Genomic DNA, 24044 nt, shown 5'->3' with positions numbered 1-24044 from the left:
GTGTCAGCTGGACGGTCGGACAGAATTGGATCGTCCGGCTTCGACTGTCATCAGCGGCTGGCGGACGTGTCAACATCATGGATGGACGCCGACCCACCTGCGTCAGCCGTTCGGTCGAAACGTCGGCGTCTCGTCGTACCGACTGACAGATCCGGAACCGGGGGCTGAAGATCAGGCTGCGGTCAGCTGATGATGCCCTCGTCGCGGGCCCAGCGCAGCAACTCCGCCTCGGCGGTGTCGCGGTCCAACGGGCCACGTTCCAACCGCAGGTCCTTCAGATGCTTCCAGGCTCGTCCCACCACCGGGCCGGGTGGCACACCCAGCAGCTCCATGATCGCGTTGCCGTCGAGGTCGGGCCGGACCCGGGCGAGATCCTCCTCGGCGGCGAGCCGGGCGATCCGCTCCTCCAACGCGTCGTAGTCCGCCGCGAGCTGCGCCGCCTTCCGCCGGTTGCGGGTGGTGCAGTCCGACCGGGTCAGCTTGTGCAGCCGGGGCAGCAGGTCACCGGCGTCGGTGACGTATCGACGCACCGCCGAGTCGGTCCACTCGCCCCGACCGTACCCGTAGAAGCGCAGGTGCAGCGCGACCAGCGCGGTCACCTTCGCGGTGACGTCCTTCGGGTAGCGCAGCGCCTTCATCCGCGCCTTGGTCAGCCGGGCACCGACCACCTCGTGGTGGTGGAAGCTGACCCGCCCGTCCGGACCGATCGCCTTCGTCGCCGGCTTCCCCACGTCGTGCATCAACGCGGCCATCCGGAGCACGAAGTCCGGTCCGTCCTCCTCGTACGAGATGGCGTTGCGGATCACCGTGAGGGTGTGCTCGTAGACGTCCTTGTGCTGGGCGTGTTCGTCGATCTCCAGCTTGAGCCCGGTCAGCTCGGGCAGGAACCGCTCGGCCAGACCGGTGTCGACCAGCAGCCGCAGGCCGGAGATCGGGTCCGCGCCGCAGAGCAGCTTGGTGAACTCGTCGCGGATCCGTTCGGCGGTGATCCGGTCCAGATCGGGCGCCATCCTGGTCATCGCCGCCCGCACGTCCGGGTGGACCGTGAAGCGCAGCTGCGCGACGAAGCGGGCGGCCCGCAGCATCCGCAGGGGGTCGTCGCCGAACGACTCGGCTGGTGTGCCCGGGGTACGGATGATCTTCGCGGCCAGGTCGGCCAGGCCGCCGTACGGGTCGGTGAACCGGTGCTCGGGAACGCTCACCGCCATCGCGTTGATGGTGAAGTCCCGCCGACGCAGGTCCTCGACGAGGCTGGTGCCGTAGGCGACCACCGGGTTGCGACTCACCTGGTCGTACGACTCGGCGCGGAAGGTGGTGATCTCCAGTCGCAGACCGCCCCGTTGGCAGCCGATGGTGCCGAACTCGCGGCCGGTCTCCCAGATCGCCTCGGCCCAGCCGCGCACGATGTCCAGCGTCCGGTCAGGATGTGCGTCGGTGCAGAAGTCGAGATCCTCACCGAGCCGGCCGAGCAGGGCGTCGCGGACCGAACCGCCGACGAGGTGCAGTTCGTGACCGGCGGCGGCGAACCGGCGACCCAACTCGTCGGCCACCGGGGAGACCCGGAGGAGTTCGGCGACGGCGTTGCGCTGCGCGGCGGTGAGATCGCGGCGGTCGGTGGCGTGGGATGCGGCGGCTTCGGACATCGGATCCGCAGCCTATCGGTCCTGACCCGCATCTCGTCCGCCGGGCGCGGGTAACGGGCGGGGGTTGACTAAGGTCTGTGGCGTGTGGGCCGGTGCCGGCTCCGGCTGACCCCCCTTGGAGGCACAGATGAGCGGCGGGCTCTACCGCAGCGCGAACGCCCAGCAGGGTGGTGCGCCCGGCGGTCGGCCGGACGACGGGGCCACGTTCATCTCCGCGGACCCGCTCAACCAGCCGGCGGCCGAGTCGGTTGCGCCGCCCCAGGAGCAGGTGGCCGAGGGTAGCGCCGCCGCCAACAGCGCGATCATGGCGCTGGGCAGCCTGGTCAGCCGGGGTACGGGTTTCCTCCGCAATCTGGTCATCGGTGCCGCCCTCGGTGGTGCGTTGGTGGGCGACGCCTACACCACCGCCCAGATCCTGCCCGGGATGGTCTACGAGTTCCTGCTCGGCGGCATCCTCACCAGCGTGCTCATCCCGGTGCTGGTGCGCCGACGCAAGGCCGACGCCGACGGCGGCCAGGCGTACGCGCAGCGGTTGCTGACCCTGGCGCTGCTTGCGCTGGGTGCCGCCGCCGTGCTCGCGGTCGCTCTGGCCGCGCCGCTGACCTGGCTGTACGGCGCGGACGAGTCGGCTGAGGGCTACTCCGGACTGGTCACCGCCCTGGCCCGGCTCATGCTGCCGATGATCTTCTTCTCCGGCCTGAGCGCGCTGATCAGCGCGGTACTCAACACCCGGGGCCACTTCGCCGCGCCGATGTGGGCACCGATCCTGAACAACCTGGTCGTGATCAGCACCGCTGGTCTCTACATCGCCGTCTTCGGCGCGGAGATCGTCGGGCCTGACGACATGACGACCGGCCGGGTCCTACTCATCGGCGGCGGCACCCTCGTCGGTGTGGCGGTCCAGGTGGCCGGTCTGATGCCGGCCCTGCGCAAGGTCGGGTTCCGGTGGAAGCTGCGCTTCGACTTCCGCAAGCTCGGTCTGGCCGAGCTGGGGCGGCTCGGTGCCTGGATGATCTGCTACGTCGCGGTCAGCCAGATCGGCCTCATCGTGCTGTTCAACCTGTTGAACCGCGCCGGCAAGGAGAACGCCGCCGGGCCACTGATCTACAACAACGTCTTCCTGCTGCTGATGACCGCGCACGGGATCATCGCGGTGTCGATCATTACCGCGCTGATGCCCCGGATGAGCGCCGCCGCCGCCGACGGCCGGTATGCCGACCTGGCCGCCGACCTGTCCCGGGGCACCCGGACCGTCTCCGCCGTCCTGGCCCCGATCGCGGTCTGCTACGCCGTGCTGGCCACCCCGATCGCGTTCACACTGTTCCGGTGGGGCGCGTTCAACGACGACAACGCCACCGCGACCTCCCTGGTGCTGTTGGCCGCCGCAGTCGCGCTGGTGCCCTTCGCGATCAGCCAGCTGTTCACCTTCGCCTTCTACGCGTTGCCGGATACCCGGACCCCGGCACTGATCAACATCCCGGTGGTAGCCCTGCGGATCGGCGTGCAGGTCGCCCTGTTCGCGCTCTTCTCGGCGAGCTTCGTCGGCGCGGGAATGATGATCGGCAACGCCGTGTCGTACCTGGCCGCGGCGGTCGGCTCAGCCTGGCTGCTGCGCCCACGGGTCGGCCGCATCGGGTTGGGCGCGATCCTGGGCACCCTCGGCCGGGTCGCCGTCGCGGCGCTGGGCGCGGCCCTGGCCGGTCTGTTGGTGGTGGCCCTGCTGCCCGGCGACGACACGCCGACGCGCGCACAGGCGTTGGTGCAGTTGGTGGTCGGTGGCGCGGTGATCGGCGGGACTTACCTGGGCCTGGCGACCGCGTTGCGGATCTCCGAGATCACCGAGGTGATCGGGATGGTCCGCCGCCGACTCGGCCGCTGAGCCGGACCGTCCCACCGCGCACCCAGAGTGACCGAGGATCACCAGGCTGGGGATGCACCTGTGGATAACTCCGCGTGCCGCCGCTCAACTGGCGGATCACCCTGTGGATAACCAACCGGACGGCCGAGTATGCCCGGCCGATTGACGGGGAATCTCCCGCTGCCGAACCGTCGACGAGACCGGTTCCGCCCCTGCCGGCGCCCGTTATGGTCAGCCTCTAGATTGACCGCTACATGTACCAGCAACGGGGCCGACAACGGCGGTAACGGGACGGACCGACCGACTGCTTACGCCACCGTCACCGTACGGCGGGAAGATGACATGTCGGGGACCGGGTCATCCCGGGTAAGGTCGCACTCGACGGGTACGGCAGACACCGGCGCGCGGCACCGTGCTGCGACCGGCCGGCCGGTACCAGACGAAGGCGGAGCGGGAAGCAGATGCCCAGCAGCGCGGGTCCATCGATCGACACGATCACCGAGGGAGGACGGGTGACCCAGGTCGGCGAGGGTCAGGACGCGGACGAGACCACTCCGCCGGTCATGACCTTCGGTGCTCCGACGGCCGGTGAGATCCTCGCCGAACGTTACGAACTGGTCGAACACATCAATAACGACAGCGCGGGCCGTCTGGTCTGGCGCGGGGTCGACGTCATCCTGCGCCGGCCCGTCGCGGTCGTCATGCGCTACCCGGGCGGCGAGTCCGCCACCGAGATGCTTCAGGCGGCGGTCGCCGCCAGCCGGGTCGTCCACCCCAACCTGGTCGGCGTGTACGACGCCATCGACGAGGCCGAGCGGGCCTACGTGGTGCGCGAGTGGGTCGACGGTCAGTCCCTGCGGGAGCTGGTCGCGAACGGGCCGTTGGACGCCGCCCGGGCGACCGCCGTCGGTAACTCCGTCGCCAGTGCCCTGGCCGCCGTGCACGCCACCGGCATGGTGCACGGCAACGTGCACCCCGGCACGGTGATGATCAGTGATGACGGCCGGGTGGTGCTCGCGGATGCCCGCACCGACGGTGACGACAGCCAGGAAAGCGACGTCCGGGCGGTCGGCGGCATCCTCTACTACGCGATGACCGGCTACTGGCCGCACGCCGAGGCACCGCTGCGTGGTGCCACCGCTGGGCACGGCCGGGCGGCCATCCCGGACGCGGTACGCGACGCCAACGGGGCCGTGGCGGCACCCCGCCAGGTACGCGCCGGTGTGCCGGCCTACCTGGACGACCTGACCATGGATCTGCTCGACGCCGAGATCGCCCCGCCTCCGTCGGACGTCCTGACCGCGGAACTGGCCCGGCTCGACGTCTCCGAGGACGACTTCCTCGACAACAGTGGCCCGCTACGGTTCGCCGGTGAGACCGGTGAGGAGCCGTCGCCGTTGGCCGCTGCCGGTGGGCGCAAGGTCGCGTTGGGCATCGCCGGTCTGCTGGCGGTAGCCCTGATCGGGCTGCTCATCGGCATCAGCACTCTCGGCGACGACAACGAGGACCCGCAGACCAGTCCGGTCGCGGCGCCGACCTCCAGCGCGCCGGAGACCGAGGAGCCGGCAACACCCCCGGTGCGAAATCTCAAGATCAGCCAGGCTCGGATCATCGACCCGGACAGCAAGGACCGGGCCGAGGTCCGCGACGCCGAGAAGGTCTTCGACGGCGACCAGGACGTCGGCTGGTCCACGCAGACCTACCGGGGCAGCGGCAACTTCGGCAACCTCAAGCGGGGCATGGGCGTCTGGATCGACCTCGGCGCCGAGCGGACGGTCAAGTCGGTGCAGGTCAACCTCTCCGACCGGGGAGCCTCGGCGGAGCTGCTCACCGGCACGATCGACGCCCCGTCGTCCAGCTCCGGCGACGACCAGATCCTCACCGCGTACCTGAAGAACCGGATCGGGCAGCCCTTCGAGACGCACGACGGCACCACGATGACCTTCAACGGCTTCGACGCCGACCAGAAGTACCGGTACCTGCTGTTCTGGATCACGGAGCTGCCGCCGAACGACAGCGGCTTCAAGGTCGGTGTCCAGGAGATCACGGTCCAGGGGTCATGAGACACCAGCACGGCGGCAGCCACCGGGCCGGGTGATGGGAGTACGCGACACCGGGCGCAACCACACGAGCGCCGCGTCCGTGGACGACACGGTCAGCGACCTCGATCTGCTGCGCGCCCATGTGGCCGGTGACCGGGACGCCTTCGGCGAGTTGTTCCACCGCCACCGCGACCGGCTCTGGGCGGTGGCCCTGCGTACGCTCGGCGACCGTGAGGAGGCCGCGGACGCCCTCCAGGACGCGCTGCTGTCCGCCCATCGCGCGGCCGATCGATTCCGCGGCGACTCGGCGGTCACCACCTGGCTGCACCGCATCGTGGTCAACGCCTGCCTCGACCGGATCCGCCGCCGGCAGGCACACCCGACGGTGCCGCTGCCGGACGGGCTGCACGGCGCGGAGGACGGTCCCGCCACCGGTGGCGTCGAGCCGGTCGCACCGGTACGCGACCACGAGACCGCGATGGTCATCCGGGACGCCCTGGCCGCGTTGCCGTTGGAGCAGCGGGCCGCACTCGTCCTGGTGGACGTCCAGGGCTACCCGGTCGCCGAGGTGGCCCGGATCCTCGGCGTCGCCGAGGGGACGATCAAGAGTCGCTGTGCCCGGGGTCGCGCCCGGCTCGCGGTCATGCTCGGTCATCTCAGGCCCGGCAGCGGGCCGTCGGACGGTTCCGGGCCGGACGTGCCGGAGGTCACCGGCGGGAACCCGAGAGCGTCGTCGGGCGTCCGATCGGGGTCGGGGCGGTCCCGGCTGGCCGCCAACCAGCAGGAGGAAGCGTGAGTACCGGGGAGTTCAGCGGGGTCGACCACGACCTGCTCGCCGACTACCTCGGCGGCGCGCTGGACGGCACCGCCGAGCACGCTGAGATCAGCCGGCTTGTCGCGCAGGACCCGGCCTGGGCCGAGGCCCACGCCCTGCTGGCCCCCGCCGTGGACAGCGTCCGGGTCGAGCTGGCCGGGTGGGGTGCCTCGACGCCTGAGCTTCCGCCGGAGATCGGGGCGAGGATCAGCGCCGCCCTCGCCGCCGAGAGCAGGTCCGAGGCCCCGGAGATCACGGCTGTGGCCGCCGGTGATCCGGACGTCGTCGAGGCCGGGCCGGAGCAGGGGGCCCTCATTCCGACCCAACCGCTGGGTGGTCCGCGACGACCCGGCGGACCGCTGCGGCCGGGACAGGATCGGAGCGCTCCGTCGCGGCCCGGTCGGCGGCGTCGGCGCTGGGCCCGCGTGGCCGGGCCGGTCGCGCTCGCCACCGCCGCCGTGGTCGGGTTGGGCGCACTCCAGCTGGTCCAGTCCCGTCAGGGGGAGGGGACCACCGCCGGCACCGCGCTGAACGAGCCGGCCGCCAGCCCGGCGCCGCCCTCCGTGTACTCGCAGGACGGTCCGGGGGAGGCCGGCACCAAGGCGGCGCCCGAACGGGACTCCGCCGCCGCAGGCGCGCCGTACCGGATCATCGCGGCTCCTCAGCGCAGCGACACCGACTACACGCCCAAGGCTCTGGCCCGCCTGACGCCGACCATCAGGGCGTTCTCCAGCAGTGGTGAGCCGGGGGTCGACGCGCACGACCGGGAGCGCCTGGCCGGACCGGGTGACCTGAGCCGGCTCACCGACCAGACGGCGTTGAGCGCCTGCCTCGCGGAGATCGCCGCGGAGCACAGCGGTGGACCGCTGACCTTCGACGTCATCGATTACGCCCGATTCCAGGGGCTGCCGGCGCTGGTCCTCCAGTTCACCGACGCCTCCGGCACGAACTGGGCGTGGGCCAGTGGCCCGGAGTGTGGTGTGCCCGGGTCCGGCTCGGACGCCCGCTACCGTACGCGGGTAGGGTGAGTCAGCGGTCGCCGGACGTTTGACCGTCCACGTGACCTGACCCACCGAGTGACCGGCTCGGGAATCCCCGCTTCGTACGATGACGTTCTGCACATCAGTAGCCGCCGCGTCGGCACTCGGATCGTCATCGGCCCGTACGCCGGTGACGACAGTCAACACGATTGGGAGACGGCAGTGGACGAGGTCCGCAACCTGGTCATCATCGGCTCCGGGCCAGCCGGTTACACGGCGGCGGTCTACGCGGCGCGCGCCAACCTCAAGCCTCTGGTGATCGAGGGGGTGCAGTCCGGTGGCGCTCTGATGACCACCACCGAGGTGGAGAACTTCCCCGGCTTCGCGGACGGCATTCTCGGTCCCGAGCTGATGGACAACATGCGTAAGCAGGCCGAGCGGTTCGGTGCCGAGTTCCTGACCGACGACGTCACCCGGGTCGAGTTGACCGACACCGGTCACCCCGGCGCGGTCAGCACCATCTGGGTCGGCGAGACCGCGTACCGCGCCCGCGCCGTGATCCTCGCCACGGGCTCCGCCTGGCGTCCACTCGGCGTACCCGGGGAGCAGGAGTACCTCGGGCACGGCGTCTCCTCCTGCGCCACCTGTGACGGTTTCTTCTTCCGCAACCAGCACATCGTGGTGGTCGGTGGTGGTGACTCGGCGATGGAGGAGGCCAGCTTCCTGACCCGCTTCGCCGACTCGGTGACGATCCTCCACCGCCGGGACTCGTTCCGGGCAAGCAAGATCATGGCCGAGCGGGCGCTGAGCAACGACAAGATCAAGGTCGAGTGGAACACCGTGGTGGAGGAGGTGCTCGGCGAGGACGGCAAGGTCTCCGGCGTACGGGTACGCAACGTCCACACCGGCGAGACCAAGGTGCTCGACGTCACCGGGGTGTTCGTGGCGATCGGTCACGACCCGCGCAGTGAACTGTTCCGCGGGCAGGTGGAGATGGACGACGAGGGGTACGTGAAGGTGCAGGCCCCCAGCACCCGGACCAGCATTCCCGGTGTCTTCGCCGCCGGTGACCTGGTCGACCACACGTACCGGCAGGCGATCACCGCGGCCGGAACCGGCTGCGCGGCCGCCCTGGACGCGGAACGTTTCATCGCGACGTTGCCCAAGAGCGACGGGCAGTAGGGCGGTGGAGGCGGGGCGGGCCCTGGCGCAGCCCCACCGGCCCCGTTGCCAGTCGCGCCGAGGCTGAACCAGACACATCGCAGCAGGAGGAGGGGTCCACAAGTGGGAGCAACCAAGTCGGTCACCGACGCGAGCTTCGCCGCAGACGTACTGAAGTCCGACAAGCCGGTCCTGGTCGATTTCTGGGCCGAGTGGTGCGGTCCGTGCCGCAAGGTGTCGCCGCTGCTGGAGGAGATCGCCGGCGAGATGGGTGACCGGGTCAGCATCGTCAAGCTCAACATCGACGAGAACCCGGAGACCGCCCGAACGTACCGGGTGATGTCGGTGCCGACCCTCACCGTGTTCAAGAACGGTGAGCCGGTGCAGTCGATCGCCGGAGCCAAGCCCAAGGGCGATCTGGTCAAGCTGATCGAATCGGCCCTCTGACCCCAACACGACGACATTCGCCTCGACCCCGTGCCCAGTACCGGCACGGGGTCGAGGCGTTTTTCGCCGCCCGCACCCCTGCGGATCCTTCAGCGCATAACCTCGAACTCGGGGCCGCCGGATGCCGGTGAGCACCTGGTCCGGCCGACGAGGCCCACTCGTCGTTCGGCAGGCCCGGCAGCCACCACCGTGCAGAGGGGGTCGTGCGTGCGTCCGATCCGTCCCGGTGACCGGGGACCCGCAGTGGCCGAGATCCGGGCGGTGTTGACCGGCCTCGACCTGCTGTCCAAGGCGACCGGCCCGCACAGTGACGAGTTCGACTCGGCAACCGAACGAGCGGTCCGTGCGTTCCAGCAGTCGCGGGGCCTCAGCGTCGACGGCCGGGTCGGCGCCGAGACCTGGCGGGCGCTCGACGCCGCCCGCTGGCGGCTGGGTGCCCGCACCCTCTACCACGCGGTGCCGGTCCCGCTCACCGGCGAGGATGTCCGGTCGCTCCAGGAGCGGCTGCTGGAGATGGGATACGACACCGGCCGGGCCGACGCCATCTACGGCATCCGCACCTCCCGGGCGGTGGCGCAGTTCCAGCGTGAGGTGGGGCTCGTGCCCGACGGCACCTGCGGCCCGCAGACCATGAACGCCCTGCGCCGGCTGGGCCGGAAGGTGGTCGGCGGCCGACCGCAGTGGTTGCGCGAGTCCGACGCCATCCGGCAGTCCGGCCCGACCCTGGTCGGACGGACCGTGGTGATCGACCCGGGCCACGGCGGTACCGACCCGGGCGTGGTGGTGACGGACGGTCCGCTGCGCTGGACCGAAGCGGACCTGATGCACGATCTGGCCAGCCGGTTGGAGGGGCGGCTCGCCGCCTCCGGCGTACGGGTGCAGCTCACTCGGGGACCGTCGCCGGCCACCTGCCTGCCCGACATCGACCGGGCGCACCTGGCCAACTCGCTCGGCGCCGACGTGTTCATCTCGCTGCACACCGACGGCCACGCCAACCCGATGGCCGAGGGAGTCGCCACCTACCACTACGGCACCGACAACGGCGTGACCTCGGCGACCGGCGAACGGCTGGCCGGGCTGGTCCAGCGGGAGATCGTCGCGCGCACCGGGCTGCGGGACTGCCGCACCCACGCCAAGGCGTGGGACCTGCTCCGGATCACCCGCATGCCGGCGGTACGCGTCGAGGTCGGCTACCTCACCTCGCCGACGGACCGGGAACGACTGATCGCCCCCCGGTTCCGGGACAGGCTGGTCGAGGCGATGGTTGCCGCAGTACAGCGGATGTACCTGCCGATCGAACGCGACGTGCCGACCGGCTCGATCGACGTCAGCGAGCTGCGGGCGGCGGTCGCCGCCGGCACCGTGGTGGACTGAGCGACCCGGTCAGCCGGCCGTGGAACGGGTGGCGGGCGTCGGCCGGACCGGACGCAGCAGCGACTCCGGGCTCATCGAGCCGAGCAGCTTCTCCAGCGCGTACTCGACGTCGGACTTCCAGCTCAACGCCGTCCGCAGCTCCAGTCGCAGCCGTGGGAACCGTGGATGGGGACGCACCGTCTTGAAGCCAACCGACAGGAAGAAGTCAGCGGGTGCCACACAGACGCCACCCGGGTCGGCGGCGTCACCGAACTTGGCGTCGCCGAACGCCTCGATCGCCTTGATCCCGCGCTTGGTCAGGTCGCGGGCCACCCCCTGCACCAACATTCGGCCGAGGCCGCCGCCGGAGAACGCGGGCACCACGTTGGCGGTCATCAGCAGCGCCGCGTCGGCGGAGACCGGAGAGGTGGGAAAGGCCATGGAACGCGGCACGTAGGCCGGTGGGGCGTACATGACGAAGCCGGCCGGCATTCCGTCGACGTAGATCAACTTGCCGCAGGAACCCCATTCGAGCAGGGTCTGCGAAACCCACGCCTCCTTCTCCAGCCCCGGGTCGCCCGCCGCGCAGGCACGGTCGGCGGAGACCGGGTCAAGCTCCCAGTAGACGCACTGCCGGCAGGGACGGGGCAGGTCCTCCAGGGTGTCCAGGGTCAGACTCACCAGACGTCGCGACATGGGCAGTTCCCCACACTAGGCTCGGAGGTGGGACCGGCCCAAGCGGCACTGCCGCTTCAGCGGCCGGACAGCACCGCCGTGTTCCTGCCCCCGACGAGCGATCGTACGCCGACGATCGGCGGCAGGGGAGGAGTAAGGGCGAACGTGCACCTCAGAGGCGTCAGCTGGGGGTCCGGCATGTGGACGCGCGAATAATCGAGAGCGCGTCGGAGGGTGAACGGCGGCTACCATCGACACTCGGCGCGCCGTGCCGCCATGGTCGCCGTCGTCCCGGGTATCCGGGGCCGGAGCCCGTCCGAGCAGCCATCGGGGTGATGTGATGACCGGCACGACACTCGACGACTACACCGACCGGTATGCCCGCCGGGTGCGGGGAATGACCGCGTCCGAGATCAGGGCCCTGTTCGCGGTGGCCAGCCGACCGGAGGTCGTCTCGCTCGCCGGTGGGGCGCCCTACATCGCCGCGCTGCCACTGGACGCCGTCGGCGAGATGCTCGGCCGGCTCGGTGCCGAGCACGGCAGCACCACCCTTCAGTACGGCATCGGCCAGGGCACCCTGGAGCTGCGGGAGCGGATCTGCGAGGTGATGGCCCTCTCCGGCATCGACGCCGCCTGCGGTGCCTCGCCGGAGGACGTGGTGGTGACCGTGGGCGGGCAGCAGGCGCTCGACCTGGTCGCCCGGCTCTTCCTGGACCCGGGCGACGTGGTGCTCGCCGAGGGGCCGACCTACGTCGGCGCACTCGGAGTGTTCCAGGCCGCCCAGGCGCAGGTGGTACACGTGGCGATGGACGACGAGGGGCTGATCCCGGAGGCGCTGGAACTCGCCATCACGGAGCAGGCCCGGGCGGGCCGCCGGGTCAAGTTCCTCTACACCATCCCCACCTTCCAGAACCCGACCGGCGTGACGCTGACCGAGCAACGACGTGAGCAGGTTCTCGACATCTGCGAGCGCGCCGGGCTGCTGGTGGTCGAGGACGACCCGTACGGCCAGTTGAGCTTCGAGGGTGAGGCGCCCGCGCCGTTGCGCGCGCGACGCCGGGACGGCGTCTTCTACCTCAGCACGTTCTCCAAGACGTTCGCTCCCGGGCTGCGGGTCGGGTGGATCCTCGCGCCGCACGCGGTACGCGACAAGCTGGTGATCGCCAGCGAGGCGCAGATCCTCTGTCCCAGCGCGTACGCGCAGGCCGCGGTCAGCACCTACCTCGGCACCATGCCCTGGCGTGAGCAGCTGAAGGTCTACCGGGAGGTCTACCGGGAGCGGCGCGACGCGATGCTCACCGCGCTGGAGGACCTGATGCCCGTCGGCACCCGGTGGACCGAGCCGGGAGGCGGGCTGTTCGTCTGGGCCACGCTGCCGGAGGGGTTGGACTCGAAGGCGATGATGCCTCGGGCCATCGCCGCGCGGGTCGCGTACGTGCCCGGAACCGGCTTCTACGCCGACGGCAGCGGCAACGGCCACATCCGGCTCAACTTCTCCTTCCCGTCGCCGGAGCGCATCCGTGAGGGCGTCCGCCGGTTGGCCAGCGTGATGGAGCAGGACATCGCCATGCGCCGGGTGTTCGGCGCGGTCAGCGATTCGAGCACCCGGCGGGGCCGGGCCGGTTGGGACGCGCCCGGACCCGACTTGGCATGATGCCCGGCATGGGTGTCACCGCTGCCGAAGAACCCGCCGTGTCGGGCCCCGAGACCACCGATCTCCATGTGCTCGTGCTCGCCGGTGGCCTGTCGTACGAGCGTGACGTGTCGCTGCGCTCGGGGCGCCGGGTACTCGACGCGCTGCGCGCCGTCGGAATGCAGGCCGAGCTGCGCGACGCCGATGTCGCCCTGCTGCCGGCCCTGAGCGCGGACCCACCCGACGCCGTGGTGATCGCCCTGCACGGTGCCACCGGCGAGGACGGGTCCCTGCGTGGCGTCCTGGACCTCTGCGGCGTCCCGTACGTCGGATGCGATGCTCGCGCGTCCCGCCTCGCCTGGGACAAGCCGTCGGCGAAGGCCGTACTGCGGGAGGCCGGCATCGCCACTCCGGACTGGGTGGCTCTCCCCCACGACCGGTTCAGCGAACTCGGCGCGGTGGCCGTGCTGGACCGCATCGTCGACCGGTTGGGGCTGCCGCTCATGGTGAAGCCCGCCCAGGGCGGTTCCGGCCTGGGCGCCGCCGTGGTCCGGGACGCGGCATCGCTGCCGGCCGCCATGGTGGGTTGTTTCGCGTACGACTCGACGGCGCTCGTCGAACGGTACGTCTCCGGCATGGACGTGGCGGTATCCGTCGTCGACCTCGGCGACGGCCCGCAGGCACTCCCGGCCGTGGAGATCGTGCCCCGCAACGGGGTGTACGACTACGCGGCCCGCTACACCGCCGGCCGGACCACCTGGCACACCCCGGCCCGTCTGGAGCCGTCGGTCGCCGAATCGGTGGCCCAGGTCGCCCTGTCCGCCCATACCGCTCTCGGCCTGCGTGACCTCAGCCGAGTCGACCTGATCGTCGACTCGGCCGGGCAGCCACACGTCCTTGAGGTCAACGTCTCGCCGGGCATGACCGAGACGTCGCTGTTGCCGCTCGCGGTCCAGGCGGCCGGTCTCGACTTCGGCCGCGTGATCGGCAACCTGGTCGCCCGCGCCGCGGCGCGCTGATCCCCGCGCACCGCCCGCCTGGATCGCTCAGTTAGTCGGGCGCGGTCCGTCCGCATCCGGGGCTGGCTGCTGCGCCTCCACCATGTCGGCCTTCGGGCCGTTGGTTTCGGCGTCGGCGCGTCCAGCGGCTCCACTGGTTTCGGCGGCGTCGGTGGACTCTGCGCCGTCGGTGGGTTCAGCCGCCTCGGCAGGGTCGGCAACTCCGGTGCTTTCGGTCGGCTCGGTGATTTCAGCCGTTCCGGTGGCGGCGGTGGCCGGGCTCGCGATTTCAGCCTGAGCGCCGCCGCCGATCTCAGCCAGCGGGCCGGTCGTGTTGGGAGCCGACTGCTCGGTCTGCTCCTGGCGAGCTCCGTCCGGGTCAGCCTCCGTTCCGCCTTGCGGCGCTGCGTCACCTTGCTCCGCTGCCGCATCGGCGACCGGATCGGCTGACCGCTCCGCACCGACCGTGGCTCCGGGCGCGTCCGGCGGCGCGGCCGTCTCGCCGATGGCGTCCAGGAGCGAGCCGCTCTCGCTCGACGTCTCGTCGGTCGGCGCGGCCGCTTGCGCGGCCAAGCTGGACGGCGCCTGCCACTGGATGCGAGGTGGTTCGGCGAGCGGCCGCCCGCCGAACTCGGCCAGCCAGGCCGCGACCAGAGCCAGGTTCTCCCGCCACTTGTCCTCCGAGATCGGCGGCAGGATCGAGTCCCAGAGCGACAGGAAGGTCCCACGGAGCTGGAGCCGACCGTACGGCCGGGCAAGGAACCACATGTGGAGATGAGCGGAGCCGTCGCCCCAGCGGTTGACGTGCACCCGGGCCACCCCGTCCAGCGAACGGATGGCTCGCTCAAGGCGTACCGTCATCACGCCCAACTCGGCCGCGAGCAGGTTTGGCAGGTCCCCGAGGTCGAGGTGTGACCGTGACTCCAGGATCAGCACCATGGGCAGTCCGGTCGGCCGGTCCATCGCCCGAACCCGCCAGCGTTCCCCGACCCAGATATACGCCTCGTCGGGGGCCAGGCAGGCGGTGCACTCTCGGTGAGCCTCGCCCTTGCGGGGCGGCTCGACAGGAACCGGGTCGTCGAGTTGCTTGACCCGGAGGTCGCCTTCGAAGGGGAAGGACGGCCACTGGGTGAAGTCCGGAATCGAGGGAGGGGTGTCTTGCACGACGCTGACCCTAACCGAGTCCGGGACCACTGTCCCTACCCGAAACGGCTTCGGCTCTCCGGAGGGCTCGGATGCCGAGCCAGGGAGCGACGAAGGCGTTCTCCCCAGAGTTATCCACAGGCTCGCGAGTTGGTTGTTTCGCGCTCTGATCCCGGCTCGACAAGGGGTTTCGGCCAACGTTTCACGTGAAACACCGCGACCCTGTGGACAACCGGTGTGGATAACGCAGCCTCGCCCACCCCCGTCGTTTCACGTGAAACACCCACCCGTGATCCGACCACGGAACTGGCGGCGCGGGCCGGCCCACACAAACGACAGGGCCGCCTCGTCGCAGTCGGCGAGGCGGCCCTGTCGTGCGCGGTTCAGTCTGTCGGTTCTTCGCGTTCCACTCCGATGATGCCGACGATCCGCTCCAGGTCGTCGACGGTCGCGAACTCGATCGTGATCTTTCCCTTGCTCCGCCCGATGTCGACCTTCACGCGAGTGTCGAACCGGTCGGAGAGACGGTCGGCCAGATCGTTCAACGCCGGGGCATGCGGCTTGGGTCGGCGCTTCGCCGTCTCCTTCTTGCCCGGGCCGTCGCTGAGGGCCAGCGCCACGATCTCCTCGGTCGCCCGGACCGACAGACCTTCGGCGACGATCCGCAACGCCAACTGCTCCTGGGTCTCAGGATCCTCCAGGCTCAGCAGTGCTCGGGCATGTCCGGCGGAGAGCACCCCGGCAGCGACGCGTCGCTGTACCGGTGCCGGCAGATTCATCAGTCGGATGGTGTTCGAGATCTGTGGGCGGCTGCGACCGATGCGCCGGGCGAGTTCCTCGTGGGTGGCCCCGAACTCCTCCAGCAGTTGCTGGTAGGCAGCCGCCTCTTCCAACGGGTTGAGGTTCGCCCGGTGGATGTTCTCCAGCAGCGCGTCCCGCAGCATGGCGTCGTCGCGGGTGTCCCGCACGATCGCCGGGATGGTCTCCCGCCCGACCGCCTGGGCGGCTCGCCACCGCCGCTCGCCCATGACGAGTTCGAACTTCTCGCCGTCGAGTTGCCGGACCACGATCGGCTGGAGGAAGCCGACCTCCTGGATGGAGGTCTTCAGCTCCTCCAGTGCCTCCTCGTCGAAGACCTGACGCGGCTGCTTCGGGTTGGGCACGATCGAGTCGACGGGGATCTCCGCGAAGCGCGCGCCCGGCACCGGGCTGAGCGTCGACTCGGGCTCGATCGTCAGCGCCGGAGCCGGTGCCGCAGCGGGTGCCGCGACAGTCGGCGCTCCTGGGGTGGGCGTGTCGACACCAGCGGCAGTGCCCGGTGCCGGCCCGGTCGGGATAAGCGCCCCCAGGCCCCGTCCCAGACCACCCCGTGGACGGTTCTTCATGCCACGCCTCCCAGCGCCTCGTCCGCACTACGCATGCCGACTCACCGGCTCCTTGATGCCCCGCTCGGCGATCTCCTGCGCGGCCTCGAAGTAGCTCGTCGCCCCCCGTGAACCGGGATCGTAGGTCATCACCGACTGGCCATAGCTGGGCGCCTCGGAGACCCGCACGTTACGCGGGATCACCGCCTGGAGCACCTTGTCCCCGAAGTGGTTCCGGACGTCCTGCTCGACCGCGTCCGCGAGGCGGGTACGACGGTCGTACATGGTGAGCAGGATCGTGGAGACCTCAAGCTGCGGGTTGAGGTGCTGACGGACCAGGTTGATGTTGTTGATGAGCTGGTTCAGCCCTTCCAGCGCGTAGTACTCGCACTGGATGGGAATGAGCACCTCCTGCGCGGCCACCAGCGCGTTGACGGTCAACAGACCGAGCGAGGGCGGGCAGTCGATGAAGACGTAGTCGAAGTGCCCAGGGTAGGCGTTGATAGCCCGGTCCAGACGGGACTCGCGGGCCACCACGGAGACCAACTCGATCTCGGCACCGGCGAGGTCGATGGTGGCGGGCACACACCAGAGGTTCGGGATGCCCTCGACCGCCTGGGTCACGTCCTCCAGCGGCACGCTGTTGATCAGGCAGTCGTAGACGTCCGGTACGCCGGTGTGGTGGGGCACGTTCAGCCCGGTCGAGGCGTTGCCCTGCGGGTCGAGGTCGACCACCAGTACCCGGTTGCCGTGCAGGGCCAACGCCACCGCGAGGTTGACCGTGGTCGTGGTCTTGCCCACGCCGCCCTTCTGGTTCGCGACGCACATGACCCGGGTCCGGTCGGGCCGAGGCATGGTCACCTCGCCACTGGGGTTCAGGATCTGCACGGCGCGCATCGCCTCCATAGCCAACGGTGGGTCATCCTCTTCGCGCGTCGGGGTTTCACGTGAAACGTACGCGGCCTCGGGTGCTGCTTGCGCGTGGGACACGGCCGCAGTTACGGGCGGGTCGGGAGCCGGCCGAGGATCCGGCACCACCTCGACGGTCGGTGGGTGTGTCGCCGCCACTTCGAACCGAGCGGAGGCCGACGGGTTCCGGCGGAGAGGAATCACCCGCGCGTCCGGGGACACGTTGGCCGGACGGCCGCTCGCGTCCGCGCCATCCCGCCCCTCCCCGGTCGCCGGCCACGGGACACCCGACGTCGGCGCGTTCCGACCGGGTTCCGGTGGGCTCTGCGACACCTCGGAGGGCCGCCAGTTCGGATATTCGGTTTCACGTGAAACAGGGTCACCAGCAGACCCGGTCACGCGCGGATCGTCGTACCTGCCGTCGTCATGCACCTGTCATCCCTGCCCACTTCGGATGGTCGGTCCGCACCCGTCAACCGGGCCACTCGCGTGCTTCGCAGAGGTACCGCCCGGCGGGAGCGGCCGGGCCCCGGAGGGATATCCATCGCCGCCCGCTCCACACTATCGACGCGCGGTCAGCCTACGGCGGATGGGCGCGGCCGGTCCATGTCGGGTTCGTAACCTGCCGACCGCATCACGCGTGGACCATCACCCCGAACTCGCGCGCGGGGCCTTCCGGTACTCCCGGGAAGCCCAGGTAGCCAGGTCGGGCCGACCGGCTTTCACACCCCCGGGCGTACGCCCCGACTCACCGCCGCCGCGACCGTGACTTCTTCGACGGCGTACCGGATCTCGGGCCGACGACCCGCTCCCGGACGATCTCGACCACGATGGTCGCCGGCTCCACGATCCCTTCACCACACCGGTGCAGCACCGGGGTGCCGCCGCCGAGACGACGCACCGCCTCGGCGTGCTCGGTGATCTCGTCCGCCGCCGACGCACCCTTCAGGGCGAGCAGTCGACCGCCGGGCACGGCCAGGGGCAGACACCAGCCGGAGAGTCGGTCCAGCGGTGCCACCGCCCGGGCGGTGACCACGTCACCGGCCACGGCATCCGGCCCCGCCGCCACCTCTTCGGCTCTGCCGCGCAACACGCGTACGGAGTAGGTCAGCCCGAGCGCCTCCACCGTCTCCTCAAGGAAGAGGGTCCGGCGGGCCAACGGCTCGATGAGCGTCACCGACAGATCGGGCCGGGCGATGGCCAGTACCAGACCGGGAAGCCCGGCACCTGATCCCACATCCAGCACGGAAGCGCCCGGCGGGATCAGTTCGGCCACCGCCGCGCAGTTCAACAGGTGGCGGTCCCAGATCCGGGGTGCCTCGCGGGGGCCGATCAGCCCGCGTACCACCCCGTCGGTGGCGAGTAGTTCGGCGTAGGCGGCCGCGAGGTCGAGGCGCTCACCGAAGAGGCGACGAGCTGCCTCGGCCAGGGTGGGCGGCAGCACCGCCACGCCGGGCTGAGGCGGAACAGCCGGCGGCCCGGGTGGCGTACCACCCGGGCCGGACGCGGCCACGCCGCTGGCGTCGTCTGGAGTCACCCGTCAGTCCACGGGACGGACGACGATACGGCGGTTGGGCTCGACGCCCTCGGACTCGCTCTCCACTCCGTCGATCGCGTTGACGACGTCGTGGACGCACTTACGCTCGAAGGCGGACATCGGCTCCAGCCGCACCGGCTCGCCGTGCTCCTTGACCTTCTCCACGGCGTTGCGGGCCACCGCCGCCAGTTCCTTGCGCCGGTTGGCCCGGTATCCCCCCACGTCGAGCAGGAGACGGCTCGGCGAACCGGTCTGCCGGAACACCGCCAGCCGGGCGAGTTCCTGAAGTGCTTCGAGGGTGGCACCACGCTGGCCGACGAGGTTCTGGAGACGCCCGCCGACGACCTCGACCACCGGCCGGCCACCCGACACCAGTTCGTCGATGTCGCCGTCGTAGTCGAGGATGTCGAGCAGCCCTTCCACGTAGTCGGCCGCGATCTCGCTCTGCCGGAACAGGTCGTTCTCGCCGGCAACCTTGCTCGGCGCCGCCTCGGCCTCGGACTCCTCCGGCTCGTCCACGGCCGGAGCCGCCGCGGTCGGCTCCTCGTCGTCCAACGGCTGTTCGGCGCGGGGGATGCTGGTGTCGGTCACGGTGTCATCTCCGTACTCGCTCGGCTGGACCTCGGGTCCGCTGGTTTCCCGCGGCCGGCCGGACGTAGCCGGTGCCCACGGGCACGTCTGTAGGGCAGTCTCGCCCGTCCGCCACCGCACGCGTGGCGCTTCCCGCTCCGGCGCCTGCCTCTCGGCGGCGGCACGGCGCGCAACGGGCCGCCGCCGGGAAACCGGCGGCGGCCCGGACGATTCAGCCCTGCCGCTTGGCGGGGCGGCCCTTCTTCGGGTTGACCGGCTTGGCACCCGGCTTCGGGCCGGCGACCTTCGGCGCGGCCGCAGGCGGCGGCGCGGCAGCGGGCTTGCCCCGACCGAAGAGCCCACCGGTCTTCGGCTGCGCCCCGTTACGCGCGGAGGTGCCCGACTTTCCACTGGTCGCGGTCACCGGCGGCGGGAACTTGCGCAGCACCCACTGCTGCTGCCCGAGGGTGAACAGGTTGTTGGTGACCCAGTAGATGATCACACCGATCGGGAAGATGGCACCGGAGATCAGCAGGGACAGCGGGATGCCGTAGAGCATCAGCCGCTGGATCATGCGCTGCTGCGGGTCCTCCGACCAACCGGTCTTGAGGATCATCTGGCGGCTGGTGAGGTAGGTGGTACCCATCATCACCAGCACCAGGACACCGGCCATGATCTTCACGACGGTGCCGTTGGCGCCGAGCTGCGCCAGTTCCTCCGCGGTCGAGCCGAACTTGCTGGCGATCGGGGCGGTGAACAACGTCGCGTCAGAGGCGCTGTTGAACTGCTCGACGGTCCAGCCGTAGATGTCCTTGTTGGTCTTCGTCGGGTCCGGGTTCAGGCGACGCAGGACGTGGAAGAGGCCGAGGAAGACCGGGATCTGGAGGAACATCGGAAGGCAGCCCATGAGCGGGTTGGCCTTTTCCTTCCGATAGAGCTCCATCATCTCCTTCTGGAGCGTCTCCCGGTCACCCTTGTGCTTCTCCTGAAGGGCTTTCACCTGCGGCTGGAGCGCCTGCATCGCCCGCTGCGACTTGATCTGCTTGACGAAGACCGGGAACAGGATGACCCGGACCGTGACCACCAGGAAGACGATGGCCAGGATCCAGGCCCAGTTGGTGCCGAGGACCGCCGTGTCCGGAATGCCGATGGCGTCCCAGGCCGAATGCCAGGCCAGCAGGATCCACGAGATCGCGTAGTAGATCCAGTCGAGACTCAATTCTCAGGCTCCAGTCACGTCGGCAGGTCGGCGGCCGCCCGGCTCCGGGACCGGGTCGTATCCACCAGGATGGAATGGGTGGCAGCGCGACAGTCGCCGGACCGTCAGACCGGCTCCCCGGAGCGCGCCATGGCGGGACACCGCCTCCAGGGCGTAGGCGCTGCACGACGGGTAGAACCGACAGCGGGCCGGCAACGCCGGACTTATCCACCGACGGTACGCGATGATGGGGAGGGTCAGCACCCGGGCACCCGAGGTAGCCGGGCGCGGCGCCCTCTGCTCTGTGCTCATCGGGACCGCCGCCCTCCTCGGCCGGACCGGGCGGCGGCGAGCGCCGCATCCAGGTCGGCGCCGAGCCGTTGGTACGTGGCCTCGGCCGCAGCCGGCAGGGCGCGTACGACGAGGGTGCTGCCAGCCGGCAGGTCGGCGAGGCGTTCCCGGGTCAGATGCCGAAGCCGACGGCGGACCCGGTTTCGCACCACCGCTGGCCCGACCGCCTTGGAAACCACGAAACCGGCGCGGGAAACCGGCGGGGATTCTGTCTCCACACCGTCCCGCGCCGGTTTCGGCGCTGCGTTGTCGGATCCGGCTGTGGCCGGCACGGTCAGATGGACGACCAGTGCGCCACGTCCGGCTCGACGGCCACCACGAACCGCTGCGGCGAAGTCGCTGCTGCGCCGCAGTCGGTGAGCGGCCGCGAGCACGAGCCACGTCCTCCGGAGCGGACCTGCTCGGCCTCAGGCCGACAGGCGGGCGCGGCCCTTGGCGCGACGGGTCGAGATGATGGCGCGGCCGGCCCGGGTGCGCATGCGCAGCCGGAAGCCGTGGGTCTTCGCGCGCCGGCGGTTGTTCGGCTGGTAGGTGCGCTTGCTCACGTCAGGCTCTCCGTTGTCGAACGCCCGGCCGAGTGGATCGCCGGGTCGTGGTGGTCCGGGCCGCCGTGGCGGTGGCCCTGATCGGTGCTGCCCGACGGTGCGTTACCTCAGTTCCGCGCTGAGCGACCGCAGGCAGCGAGCACCCATCACCCTAGCAGAGGGCGTGAGAGCAGCCGCTCCAGCCTAAGTCGGGGGGCAATCACCGTCAAACCGACCGCCTACGGTGGTGAGCTGCGGCGGAGGGCGACCGATGCGGTGCTTTTCACGGATGCCGACAGGAGCGAGGTGCGTCGGCGGTTGAAGACGCGACGACAACGCTGTTACCGTGCCCGATTGCGGTCAGCGTCGGAGTTGCGCCGATGTCGCCGGCAGGCAAGACCGGACACGGTAGTGAATCGTTCGGCACGGTGAACCCCGCTCCAGTGCCCGGCCACGGCAGGGGGCAGGTCCGACCCGCGCCCGGCGGGCGGCCACAATCGGTCGGTACACAGGCTGTGGATAACTTGTGGAGAACGACCGGTGCGGCGGCGGGTGGGTGGCGTCATCTCGCCCGCCGGTACGGGCCACCGGGAGACGGCGGCGTCCGGGAGCAGAGGCGAGGGGGTGGCACGACGGTGGCCGGTACGACCGACCTTGCCGCGGTGTGGACGGCGACGACCGACGAACTCGCCGACGAGATCATTTCCGCGCAGCAGCGGGCGTACCTGCGGCTGACCCGGCTCCGGGCGATCGTCGAGGATACCGTCCTGCTCTCCGTGCCGGACGCCTTCACCCGGGACGTGATCGAGTCCCGGCTACGCCCGGCCATAACCGAGGCGCTCACCCGCCGACTCGGCCGGCCGATCCAGGTCGCCGTCACCGTCCGGGTTCCCGAGGACGGGCGGAGCACCGGCACCGTCTACCGCAGCACCCCGGAGTCGGACTCGGTGGACCATGGATCCGGCGAGGTCGACGGCGGCGGTTCCGGACCCGAGGGTGGACGGCAGCTCCCACTGATCCCCGAGCAGCCGCATCCGGGACGTTTCGACCGATCGCCGCCGGACGAGCCGTCCGGCGAGAACGGCCCGCGTACCGGCCCCGCTGCCCCCGACGGCCAGGACACTCTCTTCGGCGCCGGATTCGGCGAGCCCGTCCGGCCGACGGAGAACCCGGGACGACGACCACAGGAGCGGTCCGACTTCACCGATCAGACCGGCCACCTGCCCCCTCCGCCGACCGGCCCACGCGGCTTCGCGTCCCGCTACGGCGACGATCCGGGCATCTCCCCCCGCGACCAGCATGTGATCCGCGCGATGCCGACCGACGGGGTCACCGACAGTGGACCCGGTCGCAGCGGCCCGGATCAGCGGCCGGTCGGTCGGGACGACCGGCGGCTACCGACCGGCGCGGACAGCGGCGGCAACCGGCTCAACCCGAAGTACATGTTCGAGACGTTCGTCATCGGCTCGTCCAACCGGTTCGCGCACGCCGCGTCGGTGGCGGTGGCCGAGTCTCCGGCTAAGGCGTACAACCCGCTGTTCATCTACGGCAGCTCCGGACTGGGCAAGACCCATCTGCTGCACGCCATCGGCCACTACGCCACCACGTTGGGCAACGCCCGCTCGGTCCGGTACGTCTCGACCGAGGAGTTCACCAACGACTTCATCAACTCGCTGCGGGACGACAAGACCAGTGCCTTCCAGCGCCGCTACCGCGACGTCGACATCCTGCTGATCGACGACATCCAGTTCCTGGAGAACCGCGAGCGGACCCAGGAGGAGTTCTTCCACACCTTCAACACGCTGCACAACGCCAACAAGCAGATCGTGATCACCTCCGACCGCTCGCCGAAGCAGCTGGCCACCCTGGAGGACCGGCTGCGAACTCGGTTCGAGTGGGGCCTGCTCGCCGACATCCAGCCACCGGACCTGGAGACGCGGATCGCCATCCTGCAGAAGAAGGCGGCGCAGGAACGGCTCTTCGCGCCGCCGGACGTGCTGGAGTTCATCGCCTCCCGGGTGTCGAACTCGATCCGGGAGCTGGAGGGGGCGCTGATCCGGGTCACCGCGTTCGCCAGCCTGACCCGCTCGAACGTGGAGCTGTCGCTGGCCGAGGAGGTGCTGCGGGACTTCATCCCCGACGGCGCCGGCCCGGAGATCACCGCAGACCAAATCATGGTCTCCACCGCCGACTACTTCGGGGTGAGTCTGGAGGACCTGCGGGGGCACTCCCGCTCCCGGGTGCTCGTGAACGCCCGCCAGGTCGCCATGTACCTGTGTCGTGAGCTGACCGACCTGTCGCTGCCCCGGATCGGCCAGGCCTTCGGTGGGCGGGACCACACCACCGTGATGCACGCCGACCGCAAGATCCGCCAACAGATGGCCGAACGGCGCTCCCTCTACAACCAGATCGCCGAGCTGACCAACCGGATCAAGCAGAACACCTGACGCACGATCACGACGAGGGTCCGACCGGTCACGGTGGGGCCCTTTTCGCGTACCCGTTGGTTGACTCTCAACGAGGTTTAGGCCACACCATCGAAGGCGTGTCCACAACGCCCTCCACTCGTTGTCCACAGCTCCTTGTCCACCGACGGTGGATGAACACCTTGCGTCAACACCCGGTTACCCACAGGCTGTGGAGAAACCCTGGGGACAACGCTGTGGACCGCTGTGGACGCCTGGGGACAACCATCGACGTTGTCCACCGATCGGAGGTGGCCTGTGGGAAAGCTGTTGAAGGTTCTGGGGATGACGGCGGACGAACGGCCCTCGGTAATCCACAGGTCTGGGGAGAAAGTCGGTGGATAACCGGTGGACAACCGGTGGACGACGGTGGACAACC

Annotated in this window: 21 protein-coding genes; 10 read left to right on the top strand and 11 right to left on the bottom strand. The window is 70.3% G+C overall.

Features of this window, described 5'->3' with window-relative positions; all coding sequences use genetic code 11:
• Positions 1-182: 182 nt before the first annotated feature.
• Positions 183-1643 carry a CCA tRNA nucleotidyltransferase gene (locus ACLQ2S_RS20480; protein ID WP_155221691.1) on the bottom strand — a complete coding sequence of 487 codons (1461 nt, stop codon included), beginning with the start codon at positions 1641-1643 and terminating at the stop codon, positions 183-185.
• A 127-nt stretch (positions 1644-1770) separates the two neighbouring features.
• On the opposite strand from ACLQ2S_RS20480, the gene murJ reads away from it, so the two are divergent.
• The 7 genes from murJ (at position 1771) to ACLQ2S_RS20445 (ending at position 10319) form a co-directional block, all read left to right on the top strand.
• Positions 1771-3522, top strand: coding sequence for a murein biosynthesis integral membrane protein MurJ (gene murJ / locus ACLQ2S_RS20475; RefSeq protein ID WP_425702327.1), 1752 nt, complete (start codon positions 1771-1773; stop codon positions 3520-3522).
• A gap of 440 nt (positions 3523-3962) precedes the next feature.
• Positions 3963-5564, top strand: coding sequence for a protein kinase family protein (locus ACLQ2S_RS20470; RefSeq protein ID WP_155221693.1), 1602 nt, complete (start codon positions 3963-3965; stop codon positions 5562-5564).
• Positions 5565-5598: 34 nt separating this feature from the next.
• Positions 5599-6339, top strand: coding sequence for an RNA polymerase sigma factor SigM (gene sigM, locus ACLQ2S_RS20465; RefSeq protein WP_425702326.1), 741 nt, complete (start codon positions 5599-5601; stop codon positions 6337-6339).
• Positions 6336-7385 carry a hypothetical protein gene (locus tag ACLQ2S_RS20460; protein WP_425702325.1) on the top strand — a complete coding sequence of 350 codons (1050 nt, stop codon included), beginning with the start codon at positions 6336-6338 and terminating at the stop codon, positions 7383-7385. The genes sigM and ACLQ2S_RS20460 overlap by 4 nt, the downstream gene beginning before the upstream one ends.
• 174 nt (positions 7386-7559) lie before the next feature.
• Positions 7560-8519 (top strand): thioredoxin-disulfide reductase, encoded by a 960-nt coding sequence (gene trxB / locus ACLQ2S_RS20455; RefSeq protein ID WP_309223817.1) that lies wholly within the window; start codon positions 7560-7562, stop codon positions 8517-8519.
• 102 nt (positions 8520-8621) lie between these two features.
• A complete protein-coding gene (gene trxA, locus ACLQ2S_RS20450; RefSeq protein ID WP_309223818.1) occupies positions 8622-8945 on the top strand; it encodes a thioredoxin in 324 nt (107 codons plus the stop codon).
• Between the two features lie 207 nt (positions 8946-9152).
• Positions 9153-10319 (top strand): N-acetylmuramoyl-L-alanine amidase, encoded by a 1167-nt coding sequence (locus tag ACLQ2S_RS20445; protein ID WP_309223819.1) that lies wholly within the window; start codon positions 9153-9155, stop codon positions 10317-10319.
• A gap of 9 nt (positions 10320-10328) precedes the next feature.
• Here the strand turns inward: ACLQ2S_RS20445 and ACLQ2S_RS20440 are convergent, their stop codons facing one another.
• Positions 10329-10994: a GNAT family N-acetyltransferase gene (locus ACLQ2S_RS20440; RefSeq protein WP_155221695.1), complete on the bottom strand. Its 666-nt coding sequence runs from the start codon at positions 10992-10994 to the stop codon at positions 10329-10331.
• A gap of 319 nt (positions 10995-11313) precedes the next feature.
• Here ACLQ2S_RS20440 and ACLQ2S_RS20435 point away from each other — a divergent pair, with 319 nt between their 5' ends.
• Positions 11314-12627 (top strand): PLP-dependent aminotransferase family protein, encoded by a 1314-nt coding sequence (locus ACLQ2S_RS20435; protein ID WP_155221696.1) that lies wholly within the window; start codon positions 11314-11316, stop codon positions 12625-12627.
• Between the two features lie 8 nt (positions 12628-12635).
• On the top strand, positions 12636-13625 hold the full coding sequence (locus ACLQ2S_RS20430; protein ID WP_155221697.1) for a D-alanine--D-alanine ligase family protein: 990 nt from the start codon (positions 12636-12638) through the stop codon (positions 13623-13625).
• Between the two features lie 27 nt (positions 13626-13652).
• Here ACLQ2S_RS20430 and ACLQ2S_RS20425 read toward each other — a convergent pair whose 3' ends face one another.
• From ACLQ2S_RS20425 to rpmH, 9 genes are all read right to left on the bottom strand, one after another.
• Positions 13653-14543 carry a hypothetical protein gene (locus ACLQ2S_RS20425; RefSeq protein ID WP_425702397.1) on the bottom strand — a complete coding sequence of 297 codons (891 nt, stop codon included), beginning with the start codon at positions 14541-14543 and terminating at the stop codon, positions 13653-13655.
• Positions 14544-15130: 587 nt separating this feature from the next.
• Positions 15131-16132, bottom strand: a complete 1002-nt coding sequence (locus ACLQ2S_RS20420) for a ParB/RepB/Spo0J family partition protein (protein ID WP_155221698.1) — start codon at positions 16130-16132, stop codon at positions 15131-15133.
• Between the two features lie 27 nt (positions 16133-16159).
• Positions 16160-17452, bottom strand: a complete 1293-nt coding sequence (locus tag ACLQ2S_RS20415; protein ID WP_309223820.1) for a ParA family protein — start codon at positions 17450-17452, stop codon at positions 16160-16162.
• A 316-nt stretch (positions 17453-17768) separates the two neighbouring features.
• Positions 17769-18557, bottom strand: coding sequence for a 16S rRNA (guanine(527)-N(7))-methyltransferase RsmG (gene rsmG, locus ACLQ2S_RS20410; RefSeq protein WP_425702324.1), 789 nt, complete (start codon positions 18555-18557; stop codon positions 17769-17771).
• 3 nt (positions 18558-18560) lie between these two features.
• The gene (locus ACLQ2S_RS20405; RefSeq protein ID WP_309223822.1) at positions 18561-19148 is read right to left on the bottom strand and encodes a protein jag; all 588 of its coding nucleotides are present in this window, start codon (positions 19146-19148) and stop codon (positions 18561-18563) included.
• Between the two features lie 211 nt (positions 19149-19359).
• Positions 19360-20346 (bottom strand): membrane protein insertase YidC, encoded by a 987-nt coding sequence (gene yidC, locus ACLQ2S_RS20400; protein ID WP_155221699.1) that lies wholly within the window; start codon positions 20344-20346, stop codon positions 19360-19362.
• Positions 20347-20349: 3 nt separating this feature from the next.
• Positions 20350-20637 (bottom strand): membrane protein insertion efficiency factor YidD, encoded by a 288-nt coding sequence (gene yidD / locus ACLQ2S_RS20395; RefSeq protein ID WP_155221700.1) that lies wholly within the window; start codon positions 20635-20637, stop codon positions 20350-20352.
• On the bottom strand, positions 20634-21050 hold the full coding sequence (gene rnpA, locus ACLQ2S_RS20390) for a ribonuclease P protein component (protein WP_309223823.1): 417 nt from the start codon (positions 21048-21050) through the stop codon (positions 20634-20636). Before rnpA ends, yidD begins: the two co-directional genes overlap by 4 nt.
• A gap of 33 nt (positions 21051-21083) precedes the next feature.
• Positions 21084-21221 (bottom strand): 50S ribosomal protein L34, encoded by a 138-nt coding sequence (rpmH, locus tag ACLQ2S_RS20385; RefSeq protein WP_013736606.1) that lies wholly within the window; start codon positions 21219-21221, stop codon positions 21084-21086.
• 359 nt (positions 21222-21580) lie between these two features.
• Here rpmH and dnaA point away from each other — a divergent pair, with 359 nt between their 5' ends.
• On the top strand, positions 21581-23647 hold the full coding sequence (gene dnaA / locus ACLQ2S_RS20380) for a chromosomal replication initiator protein DnaA (RefSeq protein WP_425702323.1): 2067 nt from the start codon (positions 21581-21583) through the stop codon (positions 23645-23647).
• Positions 23648-24044: the final 397 nt, after the last annotated feature.

The organism is Micromonospora sp. DT48, from assembly GCF_049844495.1.
Taxonomy (GTDB): Bacteria; Actinomycetota; Actinomycetes; order Mycobacteriales; family Micromonosporaceae; genus Micromonospora.
Note: the sequence above shows the minus strand (reverse complement) of the source record. Positions and strands in the feature narration are given on the sequence as shown.

Bases quoted from the DNA above. Each gene is read 5' to 3' on its own strand.
- ACLQ2S_RS20480 (WP_155221691.1), bottom strand. From the start codon at position 1,643: ATGTCCGAAGCCGCCGCATCCCACGCCACCGACCGCCGCGATCTCACC.
- murJ (WP_425702327.1), top strand. From the start codon at position 1,771: ATGAGCGGCGGGCTCTACCGCAGCGCGAACGCCCAGCAGGGTGGTGCG.
- ACLQ2S_RS20470 (WP_155221693.1), top strand. From the start codon at position 3,963: ATGCCCAGCAGCGCGGGTCCATCGATCGACACGATCACCGAGGGAGGA.
- sigM (WP_425702326.1), top strand. From the start codon at position 5,599: ATGGGAGTACGCGACACCGGGCGCAACCACACGAGCGCCGCGTCCGTG.
- ACLQ2S_RS20440 (WP_155221695.1), bottom strand. From the start codon at position 10,994: ATGTCGCGACGTCTGGTGAGTCTGACCCTGGACACCCTGGAGGACCTG.
- ACLQ2S_RS20435 (WP_155221696.1), top strand. From the start codon at position 11,314: ATGACCGGCACGACACTCGACGACTACACCGACCGGTATGCCCGCCGG.
- ACLQ2S_RS20430 (WP_155221697.1), top strand. From the start codon at position 12,636: ATGGGTGTCACCGCTGCCGAAGAACCCGCCGTGTCGGGCCCCGAGACC.
- ACLQ2S_RS20425 (WP_425702397.1), bottom strand. From the start codon at position 14,543: ATGGTGCTGATCCTGGAGTCACGGTCACACCTCGACCTCGGGGACCTG.
- ACLQ2S_RS20420 (WP_155221698.1), bottom strand. From the start codon at position 16,132: ATGAAGAACCGTCCACGGGGTGGTCTGGGACGGGGCCTGGGGGCGCTT.
- yidD (WP_155221700.1), bottom strand. From the start codon at position 20,637: ATGAGCACAGAGCAGAGGGCGCCGCGCCCGGCTACCTCGGGTGCCCGG.
- dnaA (WP_425702323.1), top strand. From the start codon at position 21,581: ATGTCGCCGGCAGGCAAGACCGGACACGGTAGTGAATCGTTCGGCACG.